This is a genomic window from Cyanobium sp. Aljojuca 7D2 (assembly GCF_024346415.1).
Classification (GTDB): domain Bacteria; phylum Cyanobacteriota; class Cyanobacteriia; order PCC-6307; family Cyanobiaceae; genus Cyanobium_A.
On the sequence record NZ_JAGQCX010000015.1, the window covers coordinates 1 to 15,452 of the forward strand.

The following is a 15,452-nucleotide window of genomic DNA, read 5'->3' on the forward strand; positions in this document are numbered from 1 at the left end:
TTTCCGGTACATCTGCAGTGCTCAGCAGTTGTAGCAATCGTCAATTGCCCTGATCGAGGTCAGTTTATCGGGTATTGATCGCTGAAACAAGTTGCGCTGCAGGCGATCTGGCTTTTTCAGGAGTCCCCATTTAGAGAGATTCTCTATTTTTCCTTGGGAATGAGTAGAGATCTGCGCCGCGCCTTCCCTGGGCCCCCTCGGCTCCTGCCCATGCTTGGCAGCTCGCACGCTTAGGGGCCTTCCCGCCGAGCCGCAGCAGGGCAAGCAGGATGCCAGCAGAAGATTTGCATCTTGCTCAGCGGCGTTCAATTCAAATTGACCAACTAGGTAGTGGCTCGCCCTGATTGCCCAGAGTGGAGAGATAAGTACTGACAACTTCCTCTGGCTGGGAAGAATAAAAACGGCTCATTTTTGGGCCGTATTTTGTGATGCCCTCCCCAGCGCTAGGCGCAGCAGCTTCCCCCCGCTGGGGTGGGCTGCGGCCCTGGGGCAGCTGGCTTGCGCTGGCGAATAGAGGCGCGCTTCTTTGCTGGCGCTGAAGGCATAGGTCTGTGCCCCTATCGCCTGCTGTGGCTGGCATCTGGTGCTGTTGACTTGTCGCTATCCAGCGACCTGGCTGGCAGCCAGGAGGTGGCCAACCTCGCCTCGATTGTGGCTCCTGTTGCCAATGGCGACGGGATAACTCTGCTGGCAATCTTTAATTACAAAGAGTTGTTACAGGCCTTGCCTGCCCTGCGTCGCGCTGTGACGTAGAGCGGATTACATTGCTATCAGGCAGCAGGCCGGGCAGAAGCGATGCCGGCCGCTCCGCAGCGTTCTCACCACTGACAACCGGAACGGCCAGGGCCCGCAGCTCTGCCGGTCTGCTGCCTGTCCCATCGCTCTATCAACCATGCAAGTAACAACCCGCGGATTCGTGTTTCCCGTGGTGGCCTACATCGAAGCCGCCGTCTACATCGACATCTGCCCAGGTGCCACCGGCTGCAGCGCCTGGCGCTTCCCCGAGGGCCACGGGGTCGCCTATGGGCTCGACATCGGCGCAGTCCGCCTGCGCCTGCAGCTCGATCGCCTCAACGGCCGCACCACCACCGGCTGGGGCCTGATCTGATCGCCACCTGATCCGTTGAAGCGGGAGGCCGGGTGCGATCCCCGCCCTGGCTTCTCCCGCAGCGCCAACCGCCACCCACCAACCACCCAGTCCGATGACAACCGCGACCAAGCACCACAGCCGCAAGGCCTACGACGGTCCCACCAGCGAAGAGCTCCTAGTAGCCGACCTGGTGGCCCTGATGGAGAGCTCAGACCTGCCGCCCTGGCGCAGGGAGTGGGCCGGCCAGCAGGGCGAGCACCGCAACCTCGAAACCGGCCAGCCCTACCGGGGCGCCAATCCGATCCTGCTGGAGTTGGGCGCCATGCTGCGCGGCCACACCCTGCCGCTCTGGATCGGCGGCGCCCAGGCCAAGGCCCGCGGCTGGTGGCCCCGCAAGGGCTGCAAGGCCGTTCGCATCGTTCGCCCCCAGCTGAACAAGCGTGAGCAGCAGGACGACAACGGTCAGCCGATCACCGGCCCCGATGGCTCCCAGCTGATTGCGGCCTGGGTCAGCTACAAGCCCTGCGCCGTGTTCAATGCCGCCGACCTGGTGGGCACCGACGAAGCGGCAGAAGCCGCCCTGCAGGCCCGCATCCGTGAGGCGATCGGCCAGCCCCTGCAGCTGGCGCCCCATGCCCGGCTGGCCGCGGCCGAAGCCGTGCTCGAAGCCTGGACGGTGTCCACCAGCTGGGGCGGCGCCCGCGCCTGCTACAGCCCGGCCCTGGATCAGATCCGGATGCCTGAGGCCGACGCCTTCACCAGCCGGGAGGTGTTCTGCGCCACCTGGGCCCACGAGCAGGCCCACAGCACCGGCCACAGCTCCCGCCTGAGCCGCGACCTGTCCGGCAGCCATGGCACCAGGGCTTACGCACGGGAGGAGCTGGTAGCCGAGCTGGCGGCGGTGCTGATCGCCTACCGGCTGCAGATCGGCTGCCAGCTGCACAACCACGCCGCCTACCTGAAGGAGTGGGCCCAGCTGTTGCGGGAGGAGCCGCGGGCGCTGTTCAAGGTCCTCAGCCAAGCCCGCCAGGCCGCCGACCTGATCGCGCCCGAGACCCTGGCCGAACTGGGGTGTGAGGCATGACAGGCCCCAACCGCTACCGGATGGAGCCGTTGCCCGGGCTGGAGGGCCACGCCGAGACCCAGCAATGGGGGCCAACACCAGAAGCCCGCACCACGGCCGAGCAGGGCTGCATCCCGTTCGGCGATGGCGGCCAGCTGGGTCCCCTGTTCGATGCCGCGGCCCAGCAGCAACACGGCCAAACCATCGCCCCGTGACGGCCGCCCGGAGGGGTTGGCCCCGCCCTTCCCTGCGGCCCTCACCAGGCCCAACCAACCACCAACCACCTACCGCCCCATGACCAGCTCGACTGCTGCGCTTGATCGCCTCAAGCGCTGCCCTCGCCGGGTCTCCTTGACCCTGAGCGCCGCTGTCCATCAACGGCTGATCCACCGCGCCGACGACGAGGGCCGGAGCCTCTCCAACCTCATCGCCTTTCTGCTGGAGACCTCCATGGGGCGGCCGATCTGAACCAGGGGATCGGGTCTGCTGGGGCCTGTTTCGGAAACGACCGAATCCGCAACAGCTGCAGCGGGCCCAGCCCCACCACCACCAGGACAGGGCACCGCCGTTTCGGTTCCCTGTCCCGTTTCACAACCACCAATCCCGACGTTTCTGGAGCAGAGCAATGGCCCACCGCATCGGCTACAGCCGGGTGAGCACCACCGACCAAGACACCGCCGCCCAGGTCATGCGACTGGAGGCGGCCGGCTGCCAGCGGATCTTTGAGGAGACGATCAGCAGCAGGGTGGAGCACCGGCCCCAGTTGCAGGCTTGCCTGGAGTATCTGCGCGAGGGCGATGCCCTGGTGACGGTTCGGCTGGATCGGCTGGCCCGCAGCACCCGGGAGCTGCTGGAGATTGCCCAGGGGCTGGAGAGCCGGGGCATTGACCTGGTGGTGCTGGATCAGGCGATCGACACCAGCACCCCCGCCGGCAAATTGATGTTCGCCGTGTTGGCGGCCATCGCGCAGTTCGAGCGCGACCTGATCCGCGAACGCACCCTCGACGGTCTGGCGCGCGCCAAGGCTCATGGCAAGGTCGGCGGCCGGCGTCCCACCATCGCCGGGCAGAAAGCCCAGCTGGTGAAGCGCCTGGCAGCCGAGGGCCAGAGCATCCGCCAGATCGCCGTGAGCATCGACGCCTCGCCATCGGCGGTGCACCGGCTGTTGAGCAAGGCCAGCTCCGCCGCGGCCTGCACCCATGGCTGAAGCCCAAGCTCTGCTGCGCCGGCGCCCCGCATCTGAGCTGCTTTGCTGGGAGCGGGTGCGCAAGCAACGTGCCCAAGGGATCATGCGATGTAATCCGCCGGATCACTCGATGACCCCGCCAGGCAGCGCTGACCGGATGGCGCTCCACCGCCTGCGCAAGGCCAAGGGTGAAACGGGGTCGCCGCCGTGCCGGGTGTGCGGAAAGAGTTACCGCCTCGATGTGGCCAGCTTCCAGCGGCTGCAGGCAGGGTTGTGCGCCGGCTGCTGGAGGGCGACACCGGAGGGCAAGGAAGAACGCCGGGCGGCTGATCGGCGCCGCTACCAGGCCAACGAGGACCGCAAAGCTGCAACCGCTGCTGCTGTGGCCCGACACCGGGAACGGCGGCGCGCCGAGGGGCAGGGCCCATGAGCACGAAGGCCACGGCCAAGGATTTCCTTTGGCCGCTCGCACTACTGGTGCCGGTGGTGCTGCTGATCATTTGGTACGTGTGGCTCCCGCCCCTGCTGCTGGTGTTGCTGGTGCGCCACCTGCGCAAGCCCCGGAGCCAGAAGGTGGCCGAGCGGGAGCGGGCCAAGGCAAAGCACGCCGAGACCCTGCGCCGCGTGGATACGGTCATTCAGATGCAGCTAGCGGCCCACGGTCTGCCCAATACGCCGAGGAACCGGGCATTGGTCGCAACTGCCATCAGCCAAGACAGGAGCAGCGGCATAGGCCGGTGAGCTGAGCCGGGGACTGCCCCCCGCAGCCGCCCTGGCCCGGGCCTCCAAAGCGCAGCAGCGTGGGGAGAGCGCAGCCGCCGATGGGCGCACCCCGATCAGGCCGCCGCGGCCCACGCAAGCGCTCCGTCGAGGAGCCCCAGGGCGATGGAGTCCTGTGGCCCAGCTACGGCGAGCAGCTCCAGCTCAGGGCCCATATCCCAGAGGCCGAGCAGGTCGCCGCGGCCGAGAGAGCCCGGGTGCTGGTGAGCCAGGGGTGGGGAGCTTTGGAGGAGTGGTTGAACCACCCGGGCCAGCACCCCGGCGAACGACCGGCCGCGGCCCTGGATCGAGAGCCAGCGGGGAGGCGAAAGCCCAGCCTCGCCGACCTTTTCGATGCGGCTTGATCGCGGAACCATGGGGCCATGGCACGTAAACCCCTCACCCCACGACAGCAGGAGCTGCAGGAAGCCTTGGCCACCCTCAAGGTCGAGAAGGCCGCGCTGAGCACCATCCGAGGCCAGGCCGCTGCACAACAGCGTCGAGTCAGGGCCGCGCAGCAGGCGGTCGATGCCCTTGGGGCGTGCGACTGGTGCGGCACCAAGGTGCTGCCGTGCGGCGCAGAGCTGCAGCTGTGCCCCGATTGCGCTGCAGTGCGGCGCGAGCTGCATCGAGTGGAGTTCCTGGCCCAGCACGGCTATGGCCCTGACGGCAAACGCTTGGCGGCTGCCTGAGCCAGCGCCTACTCCAGAGCACGCTGGAATTGCGCCCACTGCAGCGCCCGGCGGTGCTTGCCCCCTGTTGCTGCCACAGCAGGGTTGATGCACCAGAACCGCCGTCGCGGGTCCCGCTTGTCGCTGCCCCTGGCTACCAGGGCCTCCCGGCGCAGGCGGGCCAGGGACTCCTGCACCCTCCCGGGGCAGCTGTTGCCCATCGCCGCGGCCAGCTCTGCGGGGCTCGCCCAGGCGCGGCCGGTACGCCAGTCGAGGCGGGCCATCAGCAACCACAGCACGGCGATGTCGCGGCCGAGCAGTCGGCCCTCCCGCAGCGCCACCAGCAGGGGGCCCTCGGGCGCCAGCGGCACCATCGCGAAGTCGCCCAGCCCATCGCCCAGCTGGCTCTGCGTCATGGCTGCGGCTGCGCCGTAGTGCCCATGGCGGGCAGGAGCGAGCCGGCGCGGGGGGCGGCGTCTATGAAGGAACGCCGCCGAGGGCGAGACGTTGCACGGGTGCAGCTATCCACGGGTGGAGAGTTCAGGCATCAGGCCGCCTCACTGAAGCGATAGTCCTGCAAGCCCTTGGCTATGCAGATGTCTTGCTGCTGGAGCTCGGCCAGGAAGGTATCGAGCCCGTCCTCATCGACCGGCTCATACCCGGCCTTGGGCACGGGGATCTCCCGCGCCACGGTTGTCTCGCTGCCGTCCGCATGGATCTGCCGGTAGCTGAGGCGCCGCAGCTGCTGACCATCCCGTTCGAACTGCTTGATCGTTATCCCCGCAGCGGCTCCCAGCTCAGGCAGGCAACTGCTGCTGCTTGCCTGCCGCAACGGTGCCGGCGGCATCCATCCGCCAGCGCCAGGGTCTTGAGGGTCGTTCAGCAGGCCCTCAAACCGCGGGTCGAAGTGCACCTCGGCGTTGATCACCTTCGAGACAACGGCCTGGTGCAGGCGGCCGAATGGAAGGAGCTGATGCGCCACGTAGACCCGATCACCGGGCTCGAACTCGGTGAGGTTGCTGCGAGCGGCATTGGCCTCCAGCTCAGGTCGGCCAGCAGCCGCAGCATCGGAGCCAGCGACGCATCCCGCCCCCTCCGCATCCACCAGTGGAGAGGCGCGGTGAGCGGCCGCAGCCGTTTGTTCCGACGGGTGTTCCGACATGGGGGGAGGGGTCGGAACAGGCAGGTCCATTGCGTGGCAGTCGATCTCAGCGACTGTTCCGACCGTTCCGACCTTTTGGGGGCTCGGTAGCTCTGCTGCGAGAGACAGCCCTGTCATGGGTGTGGGGGAGTTGTTATTTCCCATTGCCTTGACTTCTCTGTTTTCTTGGAACGGTCGGAACAGGTAAGAGAAATCCCAGTTAGGCCAATCGGTTTGCCCGTTCCGACGGGTCGGAACACCTGCGGAACAGGCCGGAACAAGCGGGATCGGTTCTGACTGGAAGCTCAGGGGGCCTTCGGAGTCAGCTGCTGCCAGCTCGTGCTGGGGCGCGGCGAGGGCTCGGTAACCAGCAACCGGGTTCGGGAATCCTTCGAGCCGCAGCTTGGGCTTTTTCTCCCACCGGAACAGGCCGCCGTGGGTGCGGAACTGAACCTGCTCGACAACGCGGCGCACGTCGTTGATCAGGTCCTGGCCGGCCTTTTTGTTGCGCATCATCAGTTCGTTGATGTCCTGCTCAAGGCCGCGCTGGATCAGGGCGCTTTGAGCGATGGCAGGTGGTGGCGACTCGAGGGTTCCTGGCAAAGCCTCCAGCACCCCACGGAGAGCGGCTTCGTAGGGGAGGCCATAGGTGGCGTTCCATGCGCGGGCCGCAGCGGCCTGCTCGATGTTGCTGCCGCGGGGTAGGTAGCTCTCCAGCCCATGCATGGCCCAGGTGTAGGCAGTGGCCCAGATCGAATCTCGGTTCTGCTTAATCCAGCCGGGATCGGCCCTTCGCCCATCACCGACGCAGGCGATCCACCAGCGGCGAACGCCGGTGTGGTCATTGAACAGCTCGCGCTCGTTTGTGGTTCCCCAGAAGGTACTTAACCGATCGTGGCCATCGACTTCGTTAAACCCCTTGAGGGCATAGGTGTCGCTGGTGATCGTGAGCACGGATTTGAGGGTGGCGCTGTCCTTCCCGCGCAGGAACTTGTCGCACTCGTCGATGAGGTAGATCCAGCACTGGGAGATCTTGAGTAAAAACTTCCAGTCGTCTGTTTCCTTGATCTCGGTGGCCGCGGCTAGCCAATCACCCTCCGGGGCCAGGGCCTTGATTGCCTCGGATTTCAGGTCGCCCTGGGTGCCGTAGAAGATGAGCATTTCATCGGCCTTGTAGCCAGGCGCGAGCCCCCGCTTGAGCTGCTGCACCAACTTGCGGGCTAGCAGCTGATGGGAGAGCCCGTCCTCAGGAGCGAAGCCAAAGGCACGGCCGATCTCACTGAGCGGAATCAGGCGCAGCTCATCTCGCCGCTGCTTGAGCGATTCGATGTAGCGAGCTATTGGGTTGTAGGGATTGGAATGAGCCAGGAACTCAAGAGCGTCTTTCGCTTCTTCCTTCCTGGCCTTGATGCGATAGCGGCAGCTCAGGTCCTGATAGAAGAGCTTGAGTTGTTCTCCCCGCGGGATCTCACCGTTTACGACAACACGCCGGCGAAGCAAATCCCATTCGACCTTGTAGCGATCGAGGATGAAGTCCTGTAGCTCTGCGCCCTCAAGCAGTTCGCCCTGGCCTTCCTCGCTGTCGCCGGCTTCTTGGCGGGCCCGCCGCCTGGCCTGATCCAGAAGGGCGCGGCCATTGCCGGGAGGCAGCTTGAGCTGCCTCTTGCAGGCGTCTTCCACCACCAGGGCCTCGGCCTCCATTGGGGCAAGCTCTGCCAGCACAGCGAGGCGAGCCAGCTGCTGCAGGTTCCTGATGCGCTGGGGGCCAGGCATCTCGGCGGCATCCCAGCTGCGGCCGATCACCAGCAACAGCTTCCGCCCGGTGAGGCTGGCGGCCAGGAGATCGCTGAGCTGCCGGGCGCTGCCACCGTTGGCGAAGAACTCACAGGCACCCCCCTTGGGGCCGGCGTCATCAGCAGGGAAGAAGGCGAGCTTCAGTCCGCGGCGTGCGAGCCCTGCCTTGATGAGCTGGCCCCAGACCGCTGGATTGATGGAGGCGTCGGCGTCGTAGATCAGGTGCCGAACGGAGGCCGGCAGCAGCGGCCAGTGCCCTACCCCTGCGATGCCGCAGGTGGTCACCCCTAGCTCGAGGTGCAGCCGGAGGGCGTCTTTCCATCCTTCGGTGGCGTGGGTGGGTTCGCCATCGCCAAAGATCACGGGCTCAGCTTTTGAGCGTGCGCGATTCAGGTATTTGGCGTGTTCACCCCTGGCGTTGAGGGGTGGGTTGTCGCAGCGCAGTTGCCCGAACTTGCCCCCGAAAGGAAGAAACAGGCCGCTGCTGGTTTGAGCTTTTCCGTTCACGAAGAGGCGGAAACCCATGCGGCTCGCTTCTTCAGCCGTGATAGATCGGGCCCCGTATCGCACTGCGGCGTCCACGGCTGCGGGCGTGCCCAGCTCCTTGAGCAGATGCTCCGCGTGGTGCGGCTCAAGTGTTGTGGAGCGTTCGTCGCTTGTGCCATCCGAGTTAGCCTTCGCTGGCTGAACGTCGGAGGGGCCTTGGAGGGTGCGTGCCTCCAGGTCCCCTTCGTTGTGAAGGTCGGGCATTGATTGCGTCGGGTCGCTGGTTTGCTGAACGGCTATCCCTGTGCTCAGGGTTGAGCGTCGTCACTAATCACCACCGGCAAGGCCTGGGCCGTGCTGCTGTGCACTGGTTGCAGCAGCTGGCCTTTCAGGTCGTGGGCAAGGGGGCGTCCCAAAACTGGAAGATCCAGCCCCATGGGCGCTGCCCAAAGGTTGCGGTGGTATGTGGCATGGCTCTCCCGCAGGAACGTTTCGGCGACGCTGCCTTGGGGTGTGCCCGGGGCCTGTTCCAGGATGTGGCGGGCGGCAAGCTCCAGGGCAGCCTTAACCAGCCCTGCATGGCTGGTGCCAATTACTGCAGCAAGTTGCTGCATTGCCGCGACGTATTCGTGGTGGGCTGTGACGTTGACTGCGGATCGACGCTGTTGCCGTTTATCCGGCGGTGTGTTGTTAGGCACAACGGTTCGATAATTGGAACCGCGTTTCCCGGGACCTGCTGCGTGCAGGCTGGTGCGCTTGAGGATCCAGCGCCCGGAAGAACCACAGGCACGGGCGGGCCCGCGTCCTCACCTGGGTGGTTGTTGAGGCAAAAGTAACCCCACTGGTAGTGGGCTGCAACTCGTCGCTCCCACACCCCTAGCGCAGCGCTCGAAAGTGAGCGCCCAGCGGGAGACCCTGCCCCCCCTGAACCCGAGGCGAGCGGCGCTGGACAGTGCCCCTGATGCACCGCCTCAGCCTTCGATGACGGCACCCTTTGAGCCATCCAGGTCCCCGCCCCGACGCTGCAGCGCGACAGCGAGATCACGGTTCGCGTCTGCGGCACTGCGCAGCTTTGCAGCGGCAGCCTCCTGGCTGTCGAAGGCATCGACCCAGGCGGTATTGACCAGCGTGACGGAGCCGGCCTGCCCGACTGAGACAACCTGCCTCAGCCCAGGAGAGCCGGCCTCGATAGCGAGCTTGTCTGTCCAGATCGGCACACCCTCGAAGCCCAACGATTCGCCGCCAACAAACATCTCGGTCTGAGCCCTCCTCCAGCGCGCATCCCTTGGGCCGTCAGCATCAATGCGCAGCCGAAAGGCGATCGCCGGCTCCCGGGTCAGCAGCCAGCGGTTGAACGCCAATCGCTCCGCACCGTTTGCCCGGCGGATCGAAGCGACAAGCTCAGCCACCTTGGTCCGCATCGCCGCGGCCTGATCCACCGATTGCGGCCGTGCACGTAGCCGAGCCAGATCCTGCTTTGACGCCAGCAGCCGATCGTCAGCAGCCGCCAGGGCCTCGCGCAGGCGCTTCAGAGCTCTTTCAGCTGTCGCGGCGCGCTCCTCGTCCCCCTGCAGCCAGGCATCCTCCGCGCGGCGCTCAGCCATCTCCAGCTGGGCGCGCTGGCGATCGCGCTCAAGCTCCAGGGAGGCAATCTCCTGCCCTAGCCGCTGCTGCTCACGCTCATCCTCAGGGCGATGGAGGAGCGCTTCCCAGTCAGTCGCGCCGAGCCGGCTCAGGCAGTGCGCCTCAACCCTGTCGTACTCGATGTATCCCTTCATCGTGCAGCCATTGCGTCCGCCGGCGCCGTTCCTGCACGCCACATATCCAGGGTGACCAGCCCGAGACCGCTTGGCAGGGGGGCTGTAGCCAACGGGCCCACCGCAGCAGGCACAGCGAAGCAAGGTCTGAAAGAGGTTCTGCGCCCGATGGCTCTTGCCCCTGATGGCCCCCTTGATGCTGTTCCTCTTGTCGATCGAGGCCCTGAGCTGTGCCCAGCGCTCAGGAGTGACAGCAGCCGGGTAGTAGCCGGGCAGGTCCCCTGAGGCCTTGCGCTCCAAAGTGCCGATCAGTGCCGGGTGTCTAAGTACACGGCTGATGTTGCCCTGCCCCCATCGCCGCCCCCCTTCGGGGCGGTACTGGTTGCGGCTGCTCTGACTGGGAGGCGGGGGAAAGCCCTCGCTGTTCAGTCGCTCCGCAATCAGGCTCATGCCCAGGCCGCTGATCGCGAGCTCCACAGCCCGCTGGATCAAAGGGCCATAGGTGGGTGAGATCACCAGTTCGGCGGAGGCGTTGCGCTCGATCCAGAACGGCAGCCGCCCGCGCGGCCTGTGGCCCTGGTCCTGAAGCTCCTCACGTTTGCGGATTGCACCCCTTGATCGGCGCGACCGTTCTTCCCATTCGCGGCGCGCCTGACCCATCGCCCCCAGCAGGCCATGCAGCCTGTAGTCCTCTCGATTGATGAGCTCGCGGGTGAGCACCACGCCATCGGTGCAGAAGCTGATCGCCAGCCCCTGCCCCCACACGTCGTTGAGCAAGGTGCCGAGCGAGTCGGTGGCCACCTCCCGGCTGAAGCGCGACCAGCTTTCCACCACCAGGCAGCTGCCAGGCGGCACCGCCCCAGTGCGGCCGCCCTCGATGAAGCGGGCCAGGGCACCGCGCGTCCGATGCTTGCCGCTGCCCGCCGACACGCCGGCATCCACCAGGGCCTCGGCCAGCTGGTAGTCCGGGTGATCGGCAAGCCACTGGGCCAGGGCCCCCTCCTGGCGCTCCATCCCCGAGCGATCGGCCGCGGCCTGCCGAGCGGTTGAAGTCCTGGCATAGGACCAGCAGAGGGGCACCGCAAACCATCCGCAGAGTGCGGCTGGAGTGTATCTGCTCTATCGTCTTTTCGCTTCCGCCACCCAGATCCCGTAGGGATCCAGCGCCTCACCCGGCTCAGGCCGGGCGCCGTCGGCGCGCAGCTTCCAGGGGATGGTGTGGCGGCCGTGGGCCTCCCACCAGGTGAGCAGCACGGCGCGCAGCACGGCAATGGGCACGCAGCCCCCAACAAATGTATGGTGTATACATCAGATGCCTACCATGCTGCAGACAGCAACGATGCGGCGCACGCAGATCTATCTCTCGGAGCCGGAGCGCCAGGGGCTGCAAGCGCTGGCCCAGCGCAGTGGCAAGAGCCAGAGCGCCCTGATTCGCGATGCAATCGACGTTTTCCTGAAACAACACCAGCCCCAGGGCCGCTTGGCCCGGCTACGCCAGGCCCGAGGCGTCTGGGCCTCCCGCACCGACCTGCCCGACTGGCAGGCGCTGCGCCGGGAGCTGGATCACCGGTGACCAGCCCGCCTGGAACAGCTCTCTTGGTGGTGGATACGGATGTGCTGATCGACTACCTGCGCGATCAAGCGCAGGCGGTGGCCTTTCTGGAGGACAGCGACCAACCGCTTGCGGTGTCGGTGGTCACGATCGCCGAGCTGTATGTGGGCGTGCGCGCTGGGGAGGAACGACAACGGCTGGATGCGTTCGTGCAGGCGTTTGAGGTGTTGTCCCTGGAGCGAGAGGCGGCAGCGGTTGCCGGATTGTGGCGACAGCAATATGGCCGCAGCCACGGCACCGGACTAGCCGATGCGCTGATTGCGGCGAGCGTGCATGCAGCTGGAGCCAGCTTGGCAACCCTCAACCGGCGCCATTTCCCAATGCTCGCCAACGTCGTGGTGCCCTACACGAAGGAGACCTGAATCAGCCGGTGCCAGCTCAGCCGGCGACGTAAGCCTCCACGGCATCGCTGATCCGGCGCAGGCCGGCCAGGCCGTCGCGCTCGAGGTTGCGCACCCGGTCGCGGCTGATGCCGAGGATGCGGCCGATGCCGGTGAGGCTCATCGGCTCGCCGCCCTCGGGGTTGTCGGCACAGGGAATGCCGTAGCGCATCTTCAGCACCCGGCCCTGCAGCTCAGGCAGCTGCTCCAGCAGTGCCCGCAGGTCGCCCTTCAGGCACTCCCCATCCACACGGTCCTCCGGCAGTTCCGCGTCACCCGCCAATAAATCCAGCAGCTCGGTGTCGTCGCCATCGCCCACCTTCGTCTCCAGGCTCACCGGCTGGCGTGCACGGCACAGCAGGTCCTTCACCTCCTCTTCCGGCAGCTCCACCGCTTCCGCCAGCTCCGTCACCGTGGGGGTGCGGCCCAGCAGCTGGCTCAGTTCACGCTGACCCTTCTTCAGCTTGTTGAGGGTTTCGGTGATGTGGATCGGCAGCCGGATCGTGCGGCTCTTCTCGGCGATCGCCCGCGTGATCCCCTGGCGGATCCACCAATACGCATAGGTCGAAAACTTGTAGCCCCGCGTCGGGTCGAACTTCTCCACGCCCCGCACCAGCCCGATCGTGCCCTCCTGGATCAGGTCCAGCAGCTCCATGTTCCGCCGCGTGTACTTCTTGGCCACGCTCACCACCAGCCGCAGGTTGGCCGCCACCATTCGCTCCTTGGCCCGGCGTCCCGCCTGCAACCGCTTTTTCAACAGCGGTGCACTCAGCCCCGCCGCCTGGGCCAGTTCCGCCTGGCTCGGCTTGTTGCCCAGCCGGCTCTCCAGCTCTTGCTCCAACTCCTCCAGCGCCACCAGCTCCTGCACCTGGCGCCCCAGCGTGATCTCCTGCTCGTGACTCAGCAGCGGCACACGGCCGATGTCACGCAGGTAGCTGCGCACCAGGTCGCCATCGGCCTGGGGCATCGAGCGAGCCGGAGAGGCTGCGGTGGCAGTGGTGGCGATGGCAGTAGCGACAACCACGACGGTAAGGCCTTGAAGATGTGTAAAGCCTAACCTGAAGAAGTGTGAACTCCTCTCAGAAATCCCAAAAACTCAGCCAAATGGCCCCCGCTGCAGCAGCCAGGAGGCGGTCTGCAGATAGATGAACACCCCGGCCACGTCAGTGGCGGTGGCGATGAACGGGGCAGACATCAGCGCCGGATCCAGGCCGAGGCGATCAAACAGCAGGGGCAGGGCCGCTCCCGCGGTGGCGGCCAGGGTGGTGATCGCCACCAGGCTCAACCCCGCGGCGGTGGCCACTCCCCAGCTGCCGGCCACATACGCAGCCCAGGGCACCACGGCCAGCACCATCAGCAGGCCCAGCAGAGCCCCGGCCACGGCCTCGCGCCAGATCGCCCGCCAGGGGCCCATCGCCTGGATGCGCTGGGTGCTCAGGCCCCGGATCACCACGGTGGAGCTCTGGGCCCCAACGTTGCCGCCGGTGCCGATCAGCAGCGGAATGAAGGCGGCCAGCACCACCACCTGCTTCAGCACCGACTCCTGGGCGGCGATCACCGCCGAGGTGCCGCTGTTGGCGATCAGCAGCACGAGCAGCCACACCACCCGGCGACGGGCCACGGTGAACAGGTTGCTCTGGAAGTAATCGTCTTCATCGCCGGCCTGCACGGCGCCGGCGGCGTAGAGGTCGCGGGTGGCCTCCTGCTCGATCACGTCGATGACGTCATCCACGGTGACGATCCCCACCAGCCGCTGCTCCCGATCCACCACCGGCACGGCCAGGAAGTCGTAGCGCTGGATGGCGCGGGCCACCTCCTCCTGGTCGGTGTCGGTGCCAACGCTCACCACCTCACGGGTCATCACATCACCGATGCGCTCGTCCGGATCGGCGGTCACCAGATCCCGCAGCGACAGGATGCCGGTGAGATGGCGGGAGCCATCGGTGACGTAGAGGGAATAGATCGTTTCGGTGTCGCGGGCGCGGCGGCGCACGATTGCCAGCGCCTGGGCGGCGCTGTGAAACTCCTTGAGGTCAACGAATTCGGTGGTCATCAGCCGACCCGCCGTTTCCGCCTCGTAGCCGAGCAGCTGGGCCGTCACCCGCCGCTCCGCCGGGCTGAGTTCGGCCAGCAGGCGCCGCACCACCTTGGCGGGCAGCTCGTCAAACAGCCGCACCCGGTCGTCGGGCGACATCTCCTCCACCAGCTCCAGCACCTCGCCGGAGCGCAACCGCTCCAGCAGGGTTTGCTGCACGGGAGGATCGAGGTACTCGTACACCTCGATGGCTTCATCTTTGGGCAGCAGGCGGAAGGCCAGGGCCTGCAAGGTGCGCGGCAGGCTGCCGATCGCTTCAGCCGCATCCACCTCCTGCACGGGCCCGAGCAGCAGCTTGGCGCCGTCGTAGTTGCCGGCCTCGAGCAGCATCTCCAGCTGTTGGGCCACCACCTCGGCCAGCTGAACGCCGTTGGCTTCGCTCATGGCCCCTGCGACGCCGCAGTGCTGAGTTTATGGGGGCCAGCTCGCTAAGGTCCGGCCACCCCGAATCTTCCGTGCCAATGGCCCCCTCCAGCAATGTGAACGTGAGCACCGTGACCGTGCGCGATGCCCAAGGGGGCGCACGCAGCCTGGGCGATTGGGCCGGCAAAGTGCTGCTGGTCGTGAATGTGGCCAGCCGCTGCGGCTTCACCCGCCAGTACGCCGGCCTGCAGGTGCTCCAGGACACCTACGGCCCCCAGGGCCTGGCGGTGCTCGGCTTCCCCTGCAACGACTTCGGCGCCCAGGAGCCCGGCAGCCTGCCGGAGATCCAGCAGTTCTGCTCCACCACCTACGGCGCCAGCTTCACCCTGCTCGACAAGGTGACGATGGCCGAGGAGCCTTACACCACCCTCAGCCAGGCCGAGCCAGCCGGAGCGGTGGCCTGGAACTTCGAGAAGTTCCTGATCGGCAAAGACGGCACGGTGCTGGCCCGCTTCAAGAGCAACGTGGAGCCCGATTCGGCTGAGCTGAAGAGCGCCATCGAAGCGGCTTTGGCTGCGGCCTGAACCTGTTCGCTGCGCGAGCGACCCTGCAGGTTGAGGGGCCTCCTTCACACCTCTCCCTAATTCTGTACGGGCTGTACAGAATTAGGGAGAGCTCCCGTGGGGAACGGCGGCGCCAAAAGCGAGCCTTCCACCCCACCAGCCGGCATTCCGCCCGGGAGGATCAGCCGGCCGCCAGCCAGCCACGGCGATCGCCGGCCTGCACCTGCAACCAACGCTGGCCAGATCCACCCCGCCAGCTGCGCAAAACCCGCAGCGGCTGATCGGCAGACAGGTCCTGAAGAGCCGGCGCCTGCTGCTCAGGGGCGAGGCGCAGCGCCATCGCCCCCGTGGAAAGCAAAGGATCGCCCATGTTGCGCCGCCGCACCTCGGGCGAGCGGCGATCAGCGCCGCCCGCCGGGAGCGCCACTGGAGTGATCAACGCAAAACCGAGCAGGGCCGCCCAGCGCCAGGCGGCAGGTGACTGCCTCATGC

General features: G+C 66.6%; 20 protein-coding genes. 12 read left to right on the top strand and 8 right to left on the bottom strand.

The window, feature by feature from the left end:
• The first annotated feature begins 594 nt into the window (after positions 1–594).
• From KBY57_RS12940 to KBY57_RS12975, 8 genes are all read left to right on the top strand, one after another.
• Positions 595–753 (top strand): hypothetical protein, encoded by a 159-nt coding sequence (locus KBY57_RS12940; protein ID WP_254996293.1) that lies wholly within the window; start codon positions 595–597, stop codon positions 751–753.
• A gap of 139 nt (positions 754–892) precedes the next feature.
• The gene (locus tag KBY57_RS12945) at positions 893–1,108 is read left to right on the top strand and encodes a hypothetical protein (RefSeq protein WP_254996295.1); all 216 of its coding nucleotides are present in this window, start codon (positions 893–895) and stop codon (positions 1,106–1,108) included.
• Between the two features lie 94 nt (positions 1,109–1,202).
• Positions 1,203–2,174: a zincin-like metallopeptidase domain-containing protein gene (locus tag KBY57_RS12950; RefSeq protein WP_254996296.1), complete on the top strand. Its 972-nt coding sequence runs from the start codon at positions 1,203–1,205 to the stop codon at positions 2,172–2,174.
• Complete coding sequence (locus tag KBY57_RS12955) at positions 2,171–2,368, top strand: hypothetical protein (protein ID WP_254996297.1); 198 nt, start codon at positions 2,171–2,173, stop codon at positions 2,366–2,368. The genes KBY57_RS12950 and KBY57_RS12955 overlap by 4 nt, the downstream gene beginning before the upstream one ends.
• A gap of 16 nt (positions 2,369–2,384) precedes the next feature.
• A complete protein-coding gene (locus tag KBY57_RS12960; RefSeq protein WP_254996298.1) occupies positions 2,385–2,621 on the top strand; it encodes a ribbon-helix-helix domain-containing protein in 237 nt (78 codons plus the stop codon).
• Between the two features lie 157 nt (positions 2,622–2,778).
• Entirely contained in the window at positions 2,779–3,360 is a 582-nt protein-coding gene (locus KBY57_RS12965) for a recombinase family protein (protein WP_254996299.1), read from the top strand.
• Complete coding sequence (locus KBY57_RS12970) at positions 3,353–3,769, top strand: hypothetical protein (protein ID WP_254996300.1); 417 nt, start codon at positions 3,353–3,355, stop codon at positions 3,767–3,769. The genes KBY57_RS12965 and KBY57_RS12970 overlap by 8 nt, the downstream gene beginning before the upstream one ends.
• The gene (locus KBY57_RS12975; protein WP_254996301.1) at positions 3,766–4,080 is read left to right on the top strand and encodes a hypothetical protein; all 315 of its coding nucleotides are present in this window, start codon (positions 3,766–3,768) and stop codon (positions 4,078–4,080) included. Before KBY57_RS12970 ends, KBY57_RS12975 begins: the two co-directional genes overlap by 4 nt.
• A 95-nt stretch (positions 4,081–4,175) precedes the next feature.
• Here KBY57_RS12975 and KBY57_RS12980 read toward each other — a convergent pair whose 3' ends face one another.
• A complete protein-coding gene (locus KBY57_RS12980) occupies positions 4,176–4,475 on the bottom strand; it encodes a hypothetical protein (protein WP_254996302.1) in 300 nt (99 codons plus the stop codon).
• 6 nt (positions 4,476–4,481) lie between these two features.
• On the opposite strand from KBY57_RS12980, the gene KBY57_RS12985 reads away from it, so the two are divergent.
• Complete coding sequence (locus KBY57_RS12985) at positions 4,482–4,790, top strand: hypothetical protein (protein ID WP_254996304.1); 309 nt, start codon at positions 4,482–4,484, stop codon at positions 4,788–4,790.
• An 8-nt stretch (positions 4,791–4,798) separates the two neighbouring features.
• Here the strand turns inward: KBY57_RS12985 and KBY57_RS12990 are convergent, their stop codons facing one another.
• From KBY57_RS12990 to KBY57_RS13005, 4 genes are all read right to left on the bottom strand, one after another.
• Positions 4,799–5,185, bottom strand: coding sequence for a hypothetical protein (locus tag KBY57_RS12990; RefSeq protein ID WP_254996305.1), 387 nt, complete (start codon positions 5,183–5,185; stop codon positions 4,799–4,801).
• Positions 5,186–5,316: 131 nt separating this feature from the next.
• Positions 5,317–8,229 (bottom strand): virulence-associated E family protein, encoded by a 2,913-nt coding sequence (locus tag KBY57_RS12995; RefSeq protein WP_254996306.1) that lies wholly within the window; start codon positions 8,227–8,229, stop codon positions 5,317–5,319.
• A 932-nt stretch (positions 8,230–9,161) separates the two neighbouring features.
• Positions 9,162–11,027: a recombinase family protein gene (locus KBY57_RS13000; RefSeq protein ID WP_254996308.1), complete on the bottom strand. Its 1,866-nt coding sequence runs from the start codon at positions 11,025–11,027 to the stop codon at positions 9,162–9,164.
• Between the two features lie 39 nt (positions 11,028–11,066).
• The gene (locus KBY57_RS13005) at positions 11,067–11,225 is read right to left on the bottom strand and encodes a hypothetical protein (protein WP_315859806.1); all 159 of its coding nucleotides are present in this window, start codon (positions 11,223–11,225) and stop codon (positions 11,067–11,069) included.
• Between the two features lie 61 nt (positions 11,226–11,286).
• Between KBY57_RS13005 and KBY57_RS13010 the strand changes: the two genes are divergently transcribed.
• The gene (locus KBY57_RS13010) at positions 11,287–11,520 is read left to right on the top strand and encodes a CopG family transcriptional regulator (protein WP_254996309.1); all 234 of its coding nucleotides are present in this window, start codon (positions 11,287–11,289) and stop codon (positions 11,518–11,520) included.
• On the top strand, positions 11,517–11,921 hold the full coding sequence (locus KBY57_RS13015) for a type II toxin-antitoxin system VapC family toxin (RefSeq protein ID WP_254996310.1): 405 nt from the start codon (positions 11,517–11,519) through the stop codon (positions 11,919–11,921). Before KBY57_RS13010 ends, KBY57_RS13015 begins: the two co-directional genes overlap by 4 nt.
• Before the next feature lie 16 nt (positions 11,922–11,937).
• Here the strand turns inward: KBY57_RS13015 and KBY57_RS13020 are convergent, their stop codons facing one another.
• Both KBY57_RS13020 and mgtE read right to left on the bottom strand, forming a co-directional pair.
• A complete protein-coding gene (locus tag KBY57_RS13020; protein WP_254996346.1) occupies positions 11,938–12,906 on the bottom strand; it encodes an RpoD/SigA family RNA polymerase sigma factor in 969 nt (322 codons plus the stop codon).
• Positions 12,907–13,035: 129 nt separating this feature from the next.
• Complete coding sequence (mgtE, locus tag KBY57_RS13025; protein WP_254996311.1) at positions 13,036–14,418, bottom strand: magnesium transporter; 1,383 nt, start codon at positions 14,416–14,418, stop codon at positions 13,036–13,038.
• A gap of 77 nt (positions 14,419–14,495) precedes the next feature.
• On the opposite strand from mgtE, the gene KBY57_RS13030 reads away from it, so the two are divergent.
• Complete coding sequence (locus KBY57_RS13030) at positions 14,496–14,981, top strand: glutathione peroxidase (RefSeq protein ID WP_254996312.1); 486 nt, start codon at positions 14,496–14,498, stop codon at positions 14,979–14,981.
• Positions 14,982–15,141: 160 nt separating this feature from the next.
• Here KBY57_RS13030 and KBY57_RS13035 read toward each other — a convergent pair whose 3' ends face one another.
• Positions 15,142–15,450, bottom strand: coding sequence for an SH3 domain-containing protein (locus tag KBY57_RS13035; protein ID WP_254996313.1), 309 nt, complete (start codon positions 15,448–15,450; stop codon positions 15,142–15,144).
• Positions 15,451–15,452: the final 2 nt, after the last annotated feature.

Excerpts from the sequence above, each read along its gene's own strand:
- KBY57_RS12955 (WP_254996297.1), top strand. The coding sequence starts at position 2,171 with ATGACAGGCCCCAACCGCTACCGGATGGAGCCGTTGCCCGGGCTGGAG.
- KBY57_RS12945 (WP_254996295.1), top strand. The coding sequence starts at position 893 with ATGCAAGTAACAACCCGCGGATTCGTGTTTCCCGTGGTGGCCTACATC.
- KBY57_RS12980 (WP_254996302.1), bottom strand. The coding sequence starts at position 4,475 with ATGGTTCCGCGATCAAGCCGCATCGAAAAGGTCGGCGAGGCTGGGCTT.
- KBY57_RS12970 (WP_254996300.1), top strand. The coding sequence starts at position 3,353 with ATGGCTGAAGCCCAAGCTCTGCTGCGCCGGCGCCCCGCATCTGAGCTG.
- KBY57_RS13010 (WP_254996309.1), top strand. The coding sequence starts at position 11,287 with ATGCGGCGCACGCAGATCTATCTCTCGGAGCCGGAGCGCCAGGGGCTG.
- KBY57_RS12995 (WP_254996306.1), bottom strand. The coding sequence starts at position 8,229 with ATGGGTTTCCGCCTCTTCGTGAACGGAAAAGCTCAAACCAGCAGCGGC.
- KBY57_RS13030 (WP_254996312.1), top strand. The coding sequence starts at position 14,496 with ATGGCCCCCTCCAGCAATGTGAACGTGAGCACCGTGACCGTGCGCGAT.
- KBY57_RS12975 (WP_254996301.1), top strand. The coding sequence starts at position 3,766 with ATGAGCACGAAGGCCACGGCCAAGGATTTCCTTTGGCCGCTCGCACTA.
- KBY57_RS13020 (WP_254996346.1), bottom strand. The coding sequence starts at position 12,906 with ATGCCCCAGGCCGATGGCGACCTGGTGCGCAGCTACCTGCGTGACATC.
- KBY57_RS12950 (WP_254996296.1), top strand. The coding sequence starts at position 1,203 with ATGACAACCGCGACCAAGCACCACAGCCGCAAGGCCTACGACGGTCCC.
- KBY57_RS12985 (WP_254996304.1), top strand. The coding sequence starts at position 4,482 with ATGGCACGTAAACCCCTCACCCCACGACAGCAGGAGCTGCAGGAAGCC.
- mgtE (WP_254996311.1), bottom strand. The coding sequence starts at position 14,418 with ATGAGCGAAGCCAACGGCGTTCAGCTGGCCGAGGTGGTGGCCCAACAG.
- KBY57_RS13035 (WP_254996313.1), bottom strand. The coding sequence starts at position 15,450 with ATGAGGCAGTCACCTGCCGCCTGGCGCTGGGCGGCCCTGCTCGGTTTT.
- KBY57_RS12965 (WP_254996299.1), top strand. The coding sequence starts at position 2,779 with ATGGCCCACCGCATCGGCTACAGCCGGGTGAGCACCACCGACCAAGAC.
- KBY57_RS12990 (WP_254996305.1), bottom strand. The coding sequence starts at position 5,185 with ATGACGCAGAGCCAGCTGGGCGATGGGCTGGGCGACTTCGCGATGGTG.